The organism is Paenibacillus sp. ACRSA (genome assembly GCF_022346845.1).
Taxonomy (GTDB): domain Bacteria; phylum Bacillota; class Bacilli; order Paenibacillales; family Paenibacillaceae; genus Paenibacillus.
The window spans coordinates 737,652-752,384 of record NZ_JAKRNP010000002.1 but is presented as its reverse complement, the minus strand read 5'-3'; the positions used below and the strand labels follow the sequence as shown (position 1 = coordinate 752,384).

General features: G+C 45.0%; 10 protein-coding genes. 7 read left to right on the top strand and 3 right to left on the bottom strand.

The features are described 5' to 3' along the window. Positions 1-73: 73 nt before the first annotated feature. From MH215_RS08355 to MH215_RS08345, 3 genes are all read right to left on the bottom strand, one after another. On the bottom strand, positions 74-754 hold the full coding sequence (locus MH215_RS08355) for an AlkZ-related protein (RefSeq protein ID WP_239289600.1): 681 nt from the start codon (positions 752-754) through the stop codon (positions 74-76). Positions 755-793: 39 nt separating this feature from the next. Next, positions 794-1,528 (bottom strand): helix-turn-helix transcriptional regulator, encoded by a 735-nt coding sequence (locus MH215_RS08350; RefSeq protein WP_239289599.1) that lies wholly within the window; start codon positions 1,526-1,528, stop codon positions 794-796. 285 nt (positions 1,529-1,813) lie between these two features. Then, entirely contained in the window at positions 1,814-3,844 is a 2,031-nt protein-coding gene (locus MH215_RS08345; protein WP_239289598.1) for a beta-galactosidase, read from the bottom strand. Between the two features lie 128 nt (positions 3,845-3,972). On the opposite strand from MH215_RS08345, the gene MH215_RS08340 reads away from it, so the two are divergent. The 7 genes from MH215_RS08340 (at position 3,973) to MH215_RS08310 (ending at position 14,733) form a co-directional block, all read left to right on the top strand. After that, positions 3,973-4,806, top strand: coding sequence for an AraC family transcriptional regulator (locus MH215_RS08340; RefSeq protein WP_239289597.1), 834 nt, complete (start codon positions 3,973-3,975; stop codon positions 4,804-4,806). Between the two features lie 220 nt (positions 4,807-5,026). Beyond that, positions 5,027-5,815, top strand: a complete 789-nt coding sequence (locus MH215_RS08335; protein ID WP_239289596.1) for an alpha/beta hydrolase — start codon at positions 5,027-5,029, stop codon at positions 5,813-5,815. 72 nt (positions 5,816-5,887) lie between these two features. Continuing rightward, on the top strand, positions 5,888-6,547 hold the full coding sequence (locus MH215_RS08330) for an SGNH/GDSL hydrolase family protein (protein WP_239289595.1): 660 nt from the start codon (positions 5,888-5,890) through the stop codon (positions 6,545-6,547). 97 nt (positions 6,548-6,644) lie between these two features. Next, a complete protein-coding gene (locus MH215_RS08325) occupies positions 6,645-7,547 on the top strand; it encodes an SMP-30/gluconolactonase/LRE family protein (protein ID WP_239289594.1) in 903 nt (300 codons plus the stop codon). A gap of 472 nt (positions 7,548-8,019) precedes the next feature. Then, positions 8,020-11,109, top strand: coding sequence for a X2-like carbohydrate binding domain-containing protein (locus tag MH215_RS08320; RefSeq protein WP_239289592.1), 3,090 nt, complete (start codon positions 8,020-8,022; stop codon positions 11,107-11,109). Positions 11,110-11,394: 285 nt separating this feature from the next. Then, positions 11,395-12,945 (top strand): response regulator transcription factor, encoded by a 1,551-nt coding sequence (locus MH215_RS08315; RefSeq protein WP_239289591.1) that lies wholly within the window; start codon positions 11,395-11,397, stop codon positions 12,943-12,945. An 18-nt stretch (positions 12,946-12,963) separates the two neighbouring features. After that, entirely contained in the window at positions 12,964-14,733 is a 1,770-nt protein-coding gene (locus tag MH215_RS08310) for a sensor histidine kinase (RefSeq protein ID WP_239289590.1), read from the top strand.

Here is a 14,733-nt window from a genome sequence, read left to right as displayed (position 1 = left end):
TATACATTCGATATGTCTTGCGCAATCCCAGTTACCCATCTTGTGCGGTAACTGGGATTTATTTGTCTTCATTTTATCGAATACCTAACGCTTTTTTTATCTTGGATAGAGCGATTGGGGGAGTGTACGGTTCAAGCTTGCTAACGAGTAATGCCTGAGCTTCGGCAATGCTACCACTGAATGGCTGTACGCCATGAGAGTTCATCCAGTGTCCTGTAGTTTCATAGGCTGAGCTGTTCCAAGCCACTTTGCCTTCTTCGAGTCCTTCTTTTTCCTTGGTACCACTAATGACAATCATCGTTTTGGACTGGAGTTCCAGGAGCCCTTGATCAAACGACTTTTTGTATTCTTTGGCTGCAAAACCTGTCTGTACACGCAAGGCACGTCCATCGATCCCTTCTTGCTCACTAATTCGCTCATATAGTTTAAGTGCCTCTCGGGATCGTAGACCTGCATCATATTGTTCCTTTATGCTCGTCTGGTCTGCCAGCAATCGGTGGATCAAAGGGAAATAATCACGTGAGATCAATACAGCTTTCTTTTTAATACATTTTCCGTACGCGGCGATTCCTTCTTCGGCGAAGCGTGTGCGCCAGAGCCACGGGTCAAGTGCGTTATCCTTATGCCAATTCTCTTGTAGGGTTAGTGAAGAGAGTGAAGGATACTCGGGGAATAAAGGTGCTAGTGGAAGTATGCCTATGGTTTGGATGCGCTGAACCGCTTCTTCATAAGTTGTGATAGGGTCGTTAATCATGAAGTGAAGTCCTCCTTTTATCGTTTGGTTTAGTATAGTTCAACAGCGATTGAAAGAAGATGCATATAATTGGAATACGTCTGCGGCATGCTGGCGTATTTCGTTCCGAAGTTCTTCAGGCTCTAAGACCTCTGCTCCCTTCCCTAATCGATAAAAGAAACGTACGACCCATGACCAATCTTCGGATGGACAGAGAAAAGACAGTTCCCATAGACCAGGGCTGACCTCGGTCATCTTTTCTCCTATATGCTCGTCTTGCTGTGCCTCAACCATTGCTGAATGGTTCAATAGCGCTTTCACTCGAATTAAAGAAGACTCAGCCCAGCCTTCATAAGGTACTAAGGACTTAGAAGGCTCAAAGTGCTTGATATGTTCATTATGCTCATGGATTCGATGATTTAGCTGGTTCAGCATAAGGTCGATTCTAGCCATAACATCCTCTGGAATAATAGCTCTGATCTTGTCCATGACAGTCCAACGTGATTCCTGAAATGGTGTATGCACATGGTGACTTATCCTCTCAAGTGCGAAAATAATCGTTGCAGCTTCGACAGGATCTAATTGCAGCGGAGGTAACACATACCCCTCCATGAGCTGAAAGCCACCACCCGGGCCGGATATGGCAATGATCGGAACATTCATCTCTGACAGGGACTGGATGTCCCGTAAAATGGTACGCCGTGACACTTCGAATTTGTCAGCCAATGAGCGTGCCGTTTCGTGACCGTGCTGCAAAGCCATAACAATAGCGGCTAGCCGGTTTATTTTATTCATGTCAGTCACTCCGTTTCAAAGGTAGAGCTTCATAGAATGTGTGTATCGTCCAATTCGAGCTATAATACACTATTTCCTTCTATACAATGATACGAAAAAACCGCACCCGGCATAGCCGGATACGGGAAGTAGCAGTTCCTGAACTCCGCAGAGGTCAGAAGAATATGACATATACCCTCGTTTTTTACGATAAAAGAGTGGGACTATAGATCAAGAGGTGACAGTTTGTATCGAATAAGTTCTTTCGGTAAGTTCTATTTCGATATGATTTTCTTCGATAAGCTCTTATGAATTACTTTCAAGCAGTTGTACACCACGACCCTCAATTTCCACATGTCCAGTTAGCTCGCGATCTGTCAGTAGCTCACGAACCTTGGTTGCACCCAAATCATAGGATTGAGTGGAAGCATTGTGGTTCATAACAAATAGGTATTGCTTACCGTCTTTGGTACGTGCGCTAACCTCAACACCTTCGGGTGTCTCCAGTAAGGCATGAATGTTTTTGTCAGCAGCAAGTTGTCCAAGCAGACCGTCTAGGAAACGTTCTTCCGGATCAGAGGCAACATACCATGCTTCCCCTTGACCGAATTTATTACGAGTAACGACAGGCATACCTTGATAGAAATCTTCTCCATACTCAGCGATGACCTCAGCACCCTCACTGTGCAAGAGATCGCATAACATGCCGCACTGATAATCCCCTTGCAGATCACCGTAGCTTTCTTTGAGCACGATGCTGTTTTTTTGCTCAGGCAATAAAGCATCGATCTCTTCGACCCAAATGCCTAGCAACTTGCGAAGCTCTCCAGGATAGCCACCTGTAGTTACCAGATCGCTCTCATTAACAACACCGCTGAAGAAGGTCGTCAGGAATGTACCGCCTGCTTCAACGAACTTCTCTAATTTGGTAGCGAAGCCAGGCTTCACCATGTATAGGACTGGAGCAAGAACGATGTCATATTTACTTAGATCGGTATCCACGCTAACGATGTCTACCTGAATATTGCGGCGGAAGAACGCAGCATAGTATTTGTGAATTTGATCTACATAGTTGAGAGCGACCGTAGGGCCACTTGATTTTTCAATCGCCCACCAGTTGTCCCAGTCAAACACGATGGCTACTTTAGATTCAACGGTAGCATCCAGCGTCTGGTCGCCAAGGATTTGCAATTCCTTGCCGAGCTCAGCAACTTCACGGAATACACGTGTATGTTCATGTCCTACATGCTCAATGACCGCACCATGATACTTCTCACAGGCGCCAATTGAGCGGCGAAGCTGGAAGAACATAATGGTGTCTGCACCGTGTGCAACGGACTGATAACTCCACAGACGCATTACGCCAGGACGTTTCAGTGAGTTGTAGGGTTGCCAGTTCTGCTGGCTTGGTGTTTGTTCCATTAGCATAAACGGTTGACCATCCTTCAGTCCTCGCATAAGGTCGTGTGCCATTGCGGTGAAACTAAATGGCGTCGCAAGACCAGGATAACTGTCCCAAGATACGATATCCATATACTTCGCCCATTTGAAATAGTCCAGTTGCTTGAAGAAGCCCATTAGATTCGTAGTTACAACAGAATCCGGGATGTGTTTTTTGATTGCATCGTACTCTAGGCGATAACAATCCAGCATGCTGTCCGAGTTGAATCGGGAGTAGTCCAGAGAGATTCCTTGGAAGGTAGAATTGTTGTTCCCCCAGTGTTCACTCAGGTTGCTTGGAAGCACAATCTCATCCCAATCATAGAATGTATGTCCCCAGAAGTTGGTATTCCAAGCTTTGTTCACTTGATCTAGTGTCTGATAACGTTCTTTCAGATACACGCGGAATGCTTTCTCACAGTTGTCACAGTAACAGTCTCCGCCGTATTCGTTGGAGATGTGCCATACCAGAACAGCAGGATGATCCTTGTAACGTTCAGCAAGCTTATCAGCGATTTTCTCTGAATATTTGCGATAGGTCGGACTGTTTGGGCAAGAGTTATGACGGCCACCGAACTTACGTTTACGTCCGTCAGCATCTACACGGAGCACATCCGGATATTTTTTGGCCATCCAAGCTGGATGAGCTGCTGTACTTGTAGCGAGGCATACGTAGACACCGCTTTCATACAAACTATTAATTAATTGGTCAAGTCCTTCAAAATTATAAGTAACCTCATCAGGCTGAATTAATGCCCAAGAGAAAACGTTGATGGTTGCCATATCAATGCCCGCTAATTTGAACATTCTCAGGTCTTCAAGATGGGTTTCGTGATCCCACTGTTCAGGGTTGTAGTCTCCACCATAGAACATTTTGGGCAATTTGTGACTAATCAATGTGTTCACCTCTTGTATAAGAATAATTGTATAATATATGATTCATATAACATTTAAAATATAAGAAAAGTAATGACGCATATAAGAATATGGAAATGATATATTTGCAAGGTTAAGGAGGGAAGCATGTGATCATATCAGCTCAGCATGAACGTTACTTTATGACTTCAAGGGATCAGACCCTTCCCCTTTACATTGAAAGCATTGGTTATAATGGGAACCAAGAGAGCGTGAAGAGACCATCCGGGTACCCCTGTTACCACTGGTTACAGACGGTTAAGGGAGCTGGAGAGTTCAGATTTGCCGGTTCAACCTTAATCCTGGGGGAGTCGTCCGGCATATTAATGGCGCCAAACGTACCTCATGAATACTTGCGCTCCCAAGGCGATTGGGAAACCTTGTATATTACATTTGCTGGTTCACAATGTTCTGCGATTACGGAGGGGCTCGGTTTGGGAGAGGCGGCTATCTATCAATGGGAAGCTGACAGTCCGCCTGAGCATTATGGTAGACAGGTGCTTGGTTCAATGGGGAGTGATCAGGATTTATCTGGACTAGAGGCTTCTGCGGACATGTATCGATTTTTGATTCTACTGAAAAAGCATGGCATGAAAGGCAGTCGCTCATCGATCTCACATGCAGTTGAGAGACTCGCCCCGTTAATAGCCTATATGGAGCGGCATTACGCTGATCCAGATATTGGACTGGAAGAGATGGCAGCAATCCTTGGAATCACACCTAGACATCTGAATACTCTATTTAAACAATCCTTGGGTATGACGGCGTACAGCTATTTTATTCTTTTGCGTATTCGCAAATCGAAAGAGTTAATGACTGGAGATCGTATGCTGACGATTAAAGAAACGGCTACCAGGGTTGGTTTCCGCGATGCGAGCCATTTTGTCGCTACATTTCGCCGTATTGAACATGTAACGCCTGAACAATTTCGGACATTATACTAATCTTTATATCTACAATTGTGCCAAATCTCACTATGCATGTGGATATAATTCATGTAACCTATAACCAAAAGACTAGGGAGCTTGAGATAAGCCCTAAATAATGATGCTGTTCAGATATTGATGACCGAAGCTGGTTGCCGTTATGATGGTATCAATTCCAAAAGTAGTGAGCCTGTGCAAAGGAATGAAACCGTTGTACGGAGAGAAAGGATGAGTTGAATTGACATCAATTATTCCATTGTGGGATCACGCTGCACCTTATGCAGCGATTGGGCATGAGGATGAAATGCCTCATCTGATTCCTTTTATTCACCCGGGTTCCGAGAGCGCTGTCATTATATGCCCAGGAGGCGGTTATGGATTTCTAGCCGACCATGAAGGCGCACCGATCGCTGAATTGTTGAATCGTGCAGGTATTAGCGCATTTGTGCTCAAATATCGCGTGGCACCACATCAACAACCTGCCCCCCTAACAGACGGTCAACGGGCTATCCGATATGTTCGTGCCCACGCAGAAGATTTCGGTATTCATCCTTCCAAAATTGCTGTACTTGGTTTCTCAGCTGGCGGTCATCTGACAGCTATGCTGGGAACGGTATACGATGAAGGGCAAACCGAGCATGCTGATCCAATTGAACGTGTGAGCTCACGCCCGGATCGAATTATTCTGTGTTATCCGGTCATCACGATGGAATCTTATGGACATGCTGGTTCTCGAGAAAATCTATTAGGTCCTGAAGCTTCAGACGAACTAGTTATAGCGTATAGTGCGGAAAAGCAAGTGAAGGCCGATGCACCTGAAGCATTCATCTGGCATACAAGCGATGATGGAGCAGTTCCTGTCCAAAATAGTTTGCGTTACGCTCTTGCACTAGGCGCACATGGTATTCCGTATGATTTGCACGTGTTCGAGAAGGGCTCCCATGGATTAGGACTCGCTGAGGACAATGCAGCGGTAAGTGCCTGGTCTGGACTATGTCTAACCTGGTTGAAAAATCAAGGCTGGTAATCGTGAGAGCTGAATCTCATCACCATCTTTCAACTTGCTTCATCATGCCTGCATGCAAAGGAGAAATTGATCATGAAATTTCAAAGAAATGATAAAGTTCTGTTTATCGGGGATTCCATTACAGATTGCGGACGTGAACATCCTGTAGGGGAAGGAAGCAATGGTCTAGGACACGGTTACGTAGCCCAAGTGTATGCTCTGCTTCGTTCCATATATCCTGAATTGATGTTACGTGTGCAAAATGTGGGTAATGGTGGGAATACGATTCGTGATCTGAAGCAGCGCTGGGATCGGGACGTCCTGGATCTTAAACCAGACTGGTTGACCATCATGATCGGAATTAATGATGTATGGCGTCAATTTGACAATCCATTATCTACAGACTCACATGTATTCCTTGAGGAATATGAGTCCACACTACGAGAGCTGGTTGCATCGGTTCGTCCAAGCTTAAAAGGTCTTGTGCTTATGACGCCTTATTATTTGGAAGCGAATCCAGAAGATCCAATGCGTGCTACGATGGACATTTATGGTGAAGCTGTACGCAGAGTTGCTGCGGAATTCGATGCAATCTACGTGGACACACAGGCTGCATTTGCTCCATTCTGGGATCATTATTATACTGCGGTTCTGACGTATGACCGGGTACATCCGGATGCAACAGGTCACATGGTGTTGACGAAGGCGTTTCTAGATGCGGTTGGATTCGAATGGTCAGGTGGAACCAAGTAACGGACAGAGTTATTTGTTCAAAAGTTTGCTATATTTCTATCTTCTCGGCACGGAAAACCTGGAGTTAAACATGCACTTATAGAAAGGATGCGATGAAATGAGTAGCTTGAACATTGCGGTACATAGTCATGCGTTGTTGGGAGAAGGTCCAAGCTGGGACGCGGAACAAGCTCGCTTGTTATGGGTTGATATCGAAGGCTTCAAGGTACATGTCTTTGATCCGTCTACAGGTAGTGATCAGGCTTATGATGTGGGTGAACATGTAGGAGCCGTTGTTCCTTATCGTAGAGATGAAGTCATCGTGGCTTTGCGAAGTGGATTCCATACCTTTCATCTGGGGACAGGGCAACTTCAACGTATTGAAGAAGATCCGGAACACGGCATTGAAACGAACCGTTTCAATGATGGTAAGTGCGATGCCCGTGGGAGATTCTGGGCGGGGACGATGGGGATGGGCAATGGTGATCGAGAAACGGGAGCCTTATATTGTTTAGAAGAAGGTAAGCCAGTTAGAAAAATGGTCGATCATATCTCCACCTCTAATGGTCTGGGCTGGAGTGTGGATCATCGTTCAATGTATTATATCGACACACCTACAAGATCTGTAGATAGGTTCGACTATAATTTGGAAGAGGGTAGCATTGCCAATCGTACTTCGATCATCTCCATTCCTGAGGAAATGGGTTATCCAGATGGCATGTCAGTCGATGCAGAGGGGATGTTATGGGTCGCACATTGGGGCGGGGGACGTATTACACGTTGGAACCCTGATACAGCTGAACTGCTTGAACAGATCGTGGTGCCTGCTGATCAGGTGACTTCGTGTTGTTTTGGCGGTATAGACTTGGAAGACCTCTACATTACGACTGCACGAATTGGTATCTCCGATGAGCGGCTCTTGGAAACACCAGATGCAGGCTCTGTATTTGTCATTAAGCCAGGAGTGAAAGGGCAGAAAACCAATGCATATGGCAGCTCCAATCGTCTAACTAACGAGTAGAGGAGTTGACTGAACGGTAAATTGGGCTATGCCTGTTTTTGGATGGATGACTTAGCCATCGATCTCAGCATCGCATAAAATACTTTTATAGCATGTAAGTAAGGCCTTCTTAGGTTAGCCAGTGACTACTGGCTAACCTTTTTGTTGTTCTTTTTTCAATAGGACAAAAGCTTCACTAAAAAAATTAGTTCATGACGAGAATTGGAGCAGGAATTTGGTTTTTGCCAACGAATGTTATTTACTGATAATATTTTACATTATTTGAATGGGGTATGGCGCTCAAGAGAAATTGTAAGCCGTAGGTCTTTAGTTACTTTTGTAAGCGCTTAATTAAGAGAGGCGGAGAGGAGGTGGGGCTTGTTCCGATATGAGGGCACGGGCTAGAAATACGATATGCTTACGCATTAAGTCATCCTGAGACAGCAGGATTGAACCGGATGTAATGAACATATTGAAGAGGAGGCGAAGTTAAATGAAAACGTTTTTGGGGAAATTGCGGATGGTCAGCCTAACGCTAGTTGTGGCTACAGCATCTTTAGGAATACTAGCAGGTACAACGGAAGCTGCACCATCGGAGCCCTATCAGTGGAAAAGTGTAGTGACAGGTGCGGGTGGTGGCTTTGTTCCCGGTATTATTTTCAATGAATCTGAGAAAGACCTAATCTACGCTCGTACGGATATTGGAGGAGCCTATCGATGGAATCCGTCCAATGAGAGCTGGATTCCGTTGACTGATTTTGTCGGCTGGGACGACTGGAACAAAAACGGGGTAGATGCTCTTGCAACAGATCCAATTGACCCTGATCGGGTATATATGGCTGTTGGAACGTACACCAATTCATGGGATCAAAATAACGGTTCCATCCTTCGATCAACGGATCGAGGTGATACTTGGCAGACAACGACTCTTCCGTTCAAGGTTGGCGGCAACATGCCAGGACGTTCGATGGGAGAACGGCTGGTCATTGATCCGAATGACAATCGTATTTTATACTTTGGTGCGCGAAGCGGTAACGGGCTCTGGAAAAGCACAGATTATGGAGTAACCTGGAGCAAAGTGACGAGCTTTCCGAATCCAGGTACCTACGTGCAAGATCCTAGTAACGATTACACCAGTGATATTGTTGGTCTAGCATGGATCACTTTTGATAAAACGACCGGTTCATCAGGACAAGCTACACAGACGATCTACGTGGGTGTGGCTGACCAAAACCAAAGTATCTATCGCAGCACGGATGCAGGCACGACCTGGACGGCGGTTCCAGGCCAACCTACAGGCTTTTTGCCACACCATGGTGTGCTAGATTCGGAAGGTAGCCTCTATATTTCATATAGCGACGGAGTAGGTCCGTATGATGGCGAGAAAGGCGACTTGTGGAAGTTTAACACCGCTACAGGTGCATGGACCAACATCAGTCCGGTGCCAAGCAGCAGCGCAGATAATTATTTCGGATATGGTGGACTCACAGTAGATGCGCAAAACCCTGGCACGTTAATGGTTGCTACCCTGAATTCATGGTGGCCAGATGCCAATCTGTTTCGCAGTAAGGATGGGGGGCATACCTGGACACGAATCTGGGAATTCGACGGTTACCCCAACCGTAAAATGCGTTATACACAAGACATATCAGCAGCCCCGTGGTTAACATTTGGCGTTAATCCCGCTCCACCGGAAGTGTCTCCGAAGCTAGGATGGATGATCGGCGATCTGGAGATTGACCCCTTTGATTCGGATCGTATGATGTATGGTACAGGTGCAACGATATATGGAAGTGATAATCTAACGAATTGGGATAGCGATACGAAAATTGATATTTCCGTGAAAGCCAAAGGTTTGGAGGAAATAGCTGTACTGGATTTAATCAGTCCACCTAGTGGAGCACATTTAGTCAGTGGCGTGGGGGATGTTGCAGGTTTCCGTCATGATGATCTGGATCAACCCCCTGCAACGATTTTTACGAACCCCAATTATGCTTCAACAGAAAGTCTTGATTTTGCGGAGCTAAGTCCAGGAACGATGGTACGCGTAGGTAAAGCTGATTACAGTGCAGATCCAAATGCCAAATCAATCGGTTTATCCAGCGATGGTGGAACGACATGGTATAAAGCCAATGCTGAGCCTGCCGGCACAGCAGGGGGTGGCACTGTAGCAATCTCTGCAAATGGAAATCGTCTTGTATGGAGCACGTCAGATAAAGGTGTGTATTACTCTGTGACGAGTGGTAACTCATGGAACGCAAGTTCTGGCATACCTGCACAGGCTAAAGTCATATCCGACCGTGTCAATCCAAATAAGTTTTATGCATTTGCCGCAGGCAAAATCTACGTAAGTGTCAATGGTGGAGCATCGTTCACTACTTCGGCAGCAACTGGTCTTCCTGTGGATGGTAATTCAGATCTGGATGCCGTTCCAGGCCTTGAGGGAGAAATCTGGTTTGCGGGTGGTAATGAGGAAAGTGGTCCTTATGGACTATGGCGTTCCACAGATTCGGGAGCTAGCTTTAGCAAATTGTCCAATGTTGAAGAAGCCGATAGCATTGGTTTCGGTAAAGCAGCTCCCGGGCAGGATGTCGTTGCTCTATACACAATCGCCCAAATTGATGGTACACGTGGCTTCTTTCGTTCAGATGACGGCGGTGCAAGCTGGGTACGCATTAACGATGACCAGCACCAGTATGCTCGTGTAACCACAATTACTGGAGATCCTCGAATTTACGGAAGGGTGTATTTGGGAACGAATGGACGTGGCATCCTATACGCTGACCCAGTTGGTGGAAACAATGGTGGAGGAGAGAATCCTCCTATCTTGAATTCAGCTATTCATCCGTTGACAGCAGAATTTGATCTGGCTACAGAACATCAGGCTGACATTTCGATTAACTTGACACTAAACGGAAATACGTTAAGTTCAATTCTTGCAGGCAATAGCACGCTGACCGAAGGTACAGACTATACCATTTCAGGCAGCCAAGTCATTTTAAGCAAAACGTATCTAGCCACTTTACCTGTGGGCAAGGCCACACTCCTTTTTGTGTTTAGTGCAGGTAACGATGCCAATTTAAATCTGAATGTTAAAAATACAACTACACCTCATCCAGAGCCAACAGGTACTGTGCGAATCGAAATGTATAATGCGTCAACAGCAGCAACCGGCAGTTCGATTAATCCTAAGTTTAAATTGACCAATACAGGTACCACAGCGCTCAATCTGGCAGACGTAAAGATCCGTTATTATTACACCATTAATGGTAATGAACCACAGAACTTTTTCTGTGATTGGGCAACCGTTGGTGGCGCGAATGTGACTGGCAACTTCAGTGCCCTTCCAGCACCGGTAACCGGAGCGGATCATGTTCTTGAGATCGGATTTACGAGTACAACAGGTACACTTGCACCGGGTCAAAGTACGGAAATCCAAACACGCTTCTCCAAAAACAATTGGACCAATTATACGCAGACAGATGACTATTCCTTCGCTAGTAGCCACTCCACATATGCGGATTGGTCTAAAGTAACTGGTTATATTGCTGGAAATCTGCAATGGGGGATTGAACCAAAGTAGGTAATCAAGGTAATATAAGAAGTCCTGAGACGCCAAAATGCTTCAACTTGGCCGGGGCTTCTTTTTTTGTCGAAAAATAGTGTAATATAGGTATATACTATAGGGGCCTCTGGTACTTTTGACCTCAGAGCCAAAAGAAAATTATGGAAGCTTCATAGAATATATAAGAGGTGTAAATACACTGATTTTTGTGTAACCGCTAACACGTAACTGCGGCATACACGATATGATTAAGGTATAATCTGTAGATATATAGAGGGAACACTAGATAAGGGGGTCGCGATCATGAACCGGTTGTGCAAGGTATTGATTGTTGACGATGAATTTCTTGTAAGACAAGGGATTAAGCATCATATGAATTGGGAGGCCGAAGGCTTTCAGATCGTAGGCGAAGCCTCCAATGGTGAAGAAGGACTTGAGCAGGTTCGTATGCTGAATCCGGATATTGTTATTACTGATATTGTGATGCCTGTCATGGATGGTGAGATGTTTGTTCGTACATTAAAAGCACGTCATCCACAGATCGAAGTAATCGTACTTAGCAGCTTTAGTGAATTTGAATATGTTCGCTCGACCCTTCAGCATGGAGCGGCAGATTATATTTTAAAACCCAAATTGGATACGAATGAATTGTTAGAGGTGCTGCAACGCACGGCGGGCAAAATTCCCGAATTGCAGTTTGAACCTTCGCATGATGGTTGGCGTCTTGGACAATTAATGGAGAAAATGCTCTCAGGCTTCACCCTCAGTGAGGATGAAGAGATGGATGTCGTCCAAGAGACGTTTCCGCACATGTGCTTCCGTCTGCTTGTATTCCGACTCAAGGACTCGGCTACGAAGCAGCATATACACATAGACAAAGAACAGATGGCATTGGCGCTTAAGAAACATCTGCCAGATGCAGAGTACGCACTTGTACCAGCCGAAGGCGAACTGCCGGTTGTATTGCTTAATGTTGATCCTGTGAAGGATGATTGGATGGTTGATCGGATCAAACATCTTGCTTTTGATCATGAAGCTGGAGAACCTGGTTCTTCATGGGCGTTGAGTGATAGCTTTAGTTCTTTTGAAGCAATGGGTGAAGTGTACCGAAATCATCTGGTCAAACTTATGGAGTATCGTTTTTATTTTGAAGATCGTCCTCTCCTGGTGTACAGTGAACTTCCACCACTGCATCCAGCGGGTTATCAGTTTAATGTTAATATGTTCTTACAGCATATTAAACGCAATCGCACAGAGGCAGCGAGAGAATATTTACAGGAACATGCCAAGACTCTTGGCAGAGACTATATTGCAGATGTGTTTGGCATTAAGTCTTTCCTCGGTAATCTCATCTTCAACGTGACGATCACACTCTCAGATATGGATGTTCAGTCCAGCGCGTTAGAAGAGAGCAAGTACACGTATTTCAAAAATGTAGACGGGTCAACCACGCTTCGTGAAGCGATGGATGTATTGGATTCATTCATGAGAGAAGTGCAAGCTTGTACTTCTGGTGAAGGTAGTCGTAGAAGTGATCCCAACATGAAGATGTTGTTGGAATATATGCATGAACATTTTGACCGGCCCCTTGGGCTTGCTGACGTAGCGAAGCATTTTCATTTTAATCCATCGTACTTATCCAGTTATTTCTCTTCTCACAAAAAAGAAGGTTTTAACGAATATCTGAACAAAATTCGAATTGAAAAAGCAGAGGAGCTCCTGCGATCGGATGATGTGACGATCTCCGAGATCAGCAGCATGGTAGGATATTCGGATCATAGTTACTTTTGCAAAGTGTTCAAAAAATTTACCGGACTATCACCAAGCCGATACCGGCGCAAATTCTGGGCTTAAAGTCAGAAGGATTAGATCATGAAGAAATGGATGAATCGTTTATCGAGCCTGGGATTATTCCCTAAATTATTTCTAGTAATGGTCGTCAGCATCGTATTGGTCTCTGTGCTGATTCTGTGGACGACCATTCATATGTCAACCAACTTATTTACAGATACGTTTAGCATAACGAACTCAAAGGTGCTCAGTCAGATTAAAACGAATTTCGAATCCTTTAATGATGCAATTGCTGCGGTTACCAACAATGTAGCGCAGAGTGGAGCTATTCGTGGATTCCTGTCGGAAGGCGATGCAGATTCCATCTCCATGGCAAAATCCTTCTATAATATGAGGGGAATGATGAATCGCGTTCAGACCATAACCGAATCATACGAAGTAGGGATTACCATTGTCGGAATCAATGGACGGAGTTATTCCACCAACCGCGCTCATCTTCAGATGTCAGTGGATGAATTGAAGCAGTTACCGATTACGATTCAAGCTGCCGAGTCGCCGAGTCGCCTTATCATTGACGATTTTTATAATGAGACTGATACGGGGGAGCTGCAGATGATCTCTGCAACTAAAGCGCTGACAGATCGAATACGCAGCCGAATATACGGAACATTGTATGTCACCATGAGAGAAGATGCGTTCCGGCAGTTCTATACCAGCTTTACAAGTCGAGGTAATGATGTCGTCATTATGAATGAGAAAGGCAGAATTGTGTCTTCTAATCGGGAAGAATGGATTGGAACAACACAACCGGAATTGCTGTCCTACGCTCAGGAGATGAACGGAAGTTCCTCCAAAAACATTAATGCACGTGTAATGGGACAGGATAGCATCATTTTGTCCGAGTACTTGCCTTTCTATCGATTTTACCTGGTTAATGTGGTGGATAAAGAGCTCGCTATGGGTCAACTCATTGATATGAAGACCGTAGCTCTAATCTGTGCAGCTATTGTAGTAGGTGCCTTAATTCTGGTATTCCTGATTACAAGTCAGATTACCAAGTCACTGCGTAGATTGGTGAAGCAGATGTCCAACATTACGAAGAGTGACCTCGACAACTATATCCCGGTAAGTGGCAGTTACGAGAGCAAGCAACTAGGTCATGCGTATAACTACATGCTTGATGAACTCCATGATTACGTGGATCAGTTAGTGCAGACACAACGAGATCAGCGTAATGCAGAACTTGCGGCCTTGCAGAGCCAGATTAACCCACACTTCTTGTATAACACACTCGCTTCTGTCAAAGTCCTAGTGCAGCAGGGCAACAAGGATCGCGCAGCAGAAACGATTAATGCACTTATTGGACTGCTACAGAATACGATCAGCAATGTAAGTGAGACGGTCACAGTGGAACAAGAAGTGGAGAATCTGAAAAACTACGTCTTCATCAATCACGTTAGATATGGAGGGCGGATCAAAGCAGCCTTCTATGTGGCTCCTGATTGTAATCACTATCATGTACCTAAGCTCGTTATTCAACCTTTTATCGAGAATGCCTTTTTCCATGGATTTATTAAGAAGGAAACAGGTACAATTCATGTCTTGGTCTCTAGAGCAGGCGAATCACTTATCTGCGAAATTATGGATAATGGTGACGGGATTGAAGGGCTTAATATGGGCGAGACATTACCTAACCCGAAAAACAACCGTCAACTATTTAGTGGTATTGGTATTCGTAATGTACACGACCGGATCGAGCTATTATATGGGGCACCCTATGGTGTCACGATTATGAGTAATGTGGGAGAAGGAACACGAGTTACCGTTACTCTTCCTTTGATTACGAACTGA

What these genes read in the sequence shown, in the direction of transcription:
- MH215_RS08355 (WP_239289600.1), bottom strand. Translation starts at nt 754, where the DNA reads ATGATTAACGACCCTATCACAACTTATGAAGAAGCGGTTCAGCGCATC.
- MH215_RS08350 (WP_239289599.1), bottom strand. Translation starts at nt 1,528, where the DNA reads ATGAATAAAATAAACCGGCTAGCCGCTATTGTTATGGCTTTGCAGCAC.
- MH215_RS08330 (WP_239289595.1), top strand. Translation starts at nt 5,888, where the DNA reads ATGAAATTTCAAAGAAATGATAAAGTTCTGTTTATCGGGGATTCCATT.
- MH215_RS08325 (WP_239289594.1), top strand. Translation starts at nt 6,645, where the DNA reads ATGAGTAGCTTGAACATTGCGGTACATAGTCATGCGTTGTTGGGAGAA.
- MH215_RS08320 (WP_239289592.1), top strand. Translation starts at nt 8,020, where the DNA reads ATGAAAACGTTTTTGGGGAAATTGCGGATGGTCAGCCTAACGCTAGTT.
- MH215_RS08315 (WP_239289591.1), top strand. Translation starts at nt 11,395, where the DNA reads ATGAACCGGTTGTGCAAGGTATTGATTGTTGACGATGAATTTCTTGTA.
- MH215_RS08310 (WP_239289590.1), top strand. Translation starts at nt 12,964, where the DNA reads ATGAAGAAATGGATGAATCGTTTATCGAGCCTGGGATTATTCCCTAAA.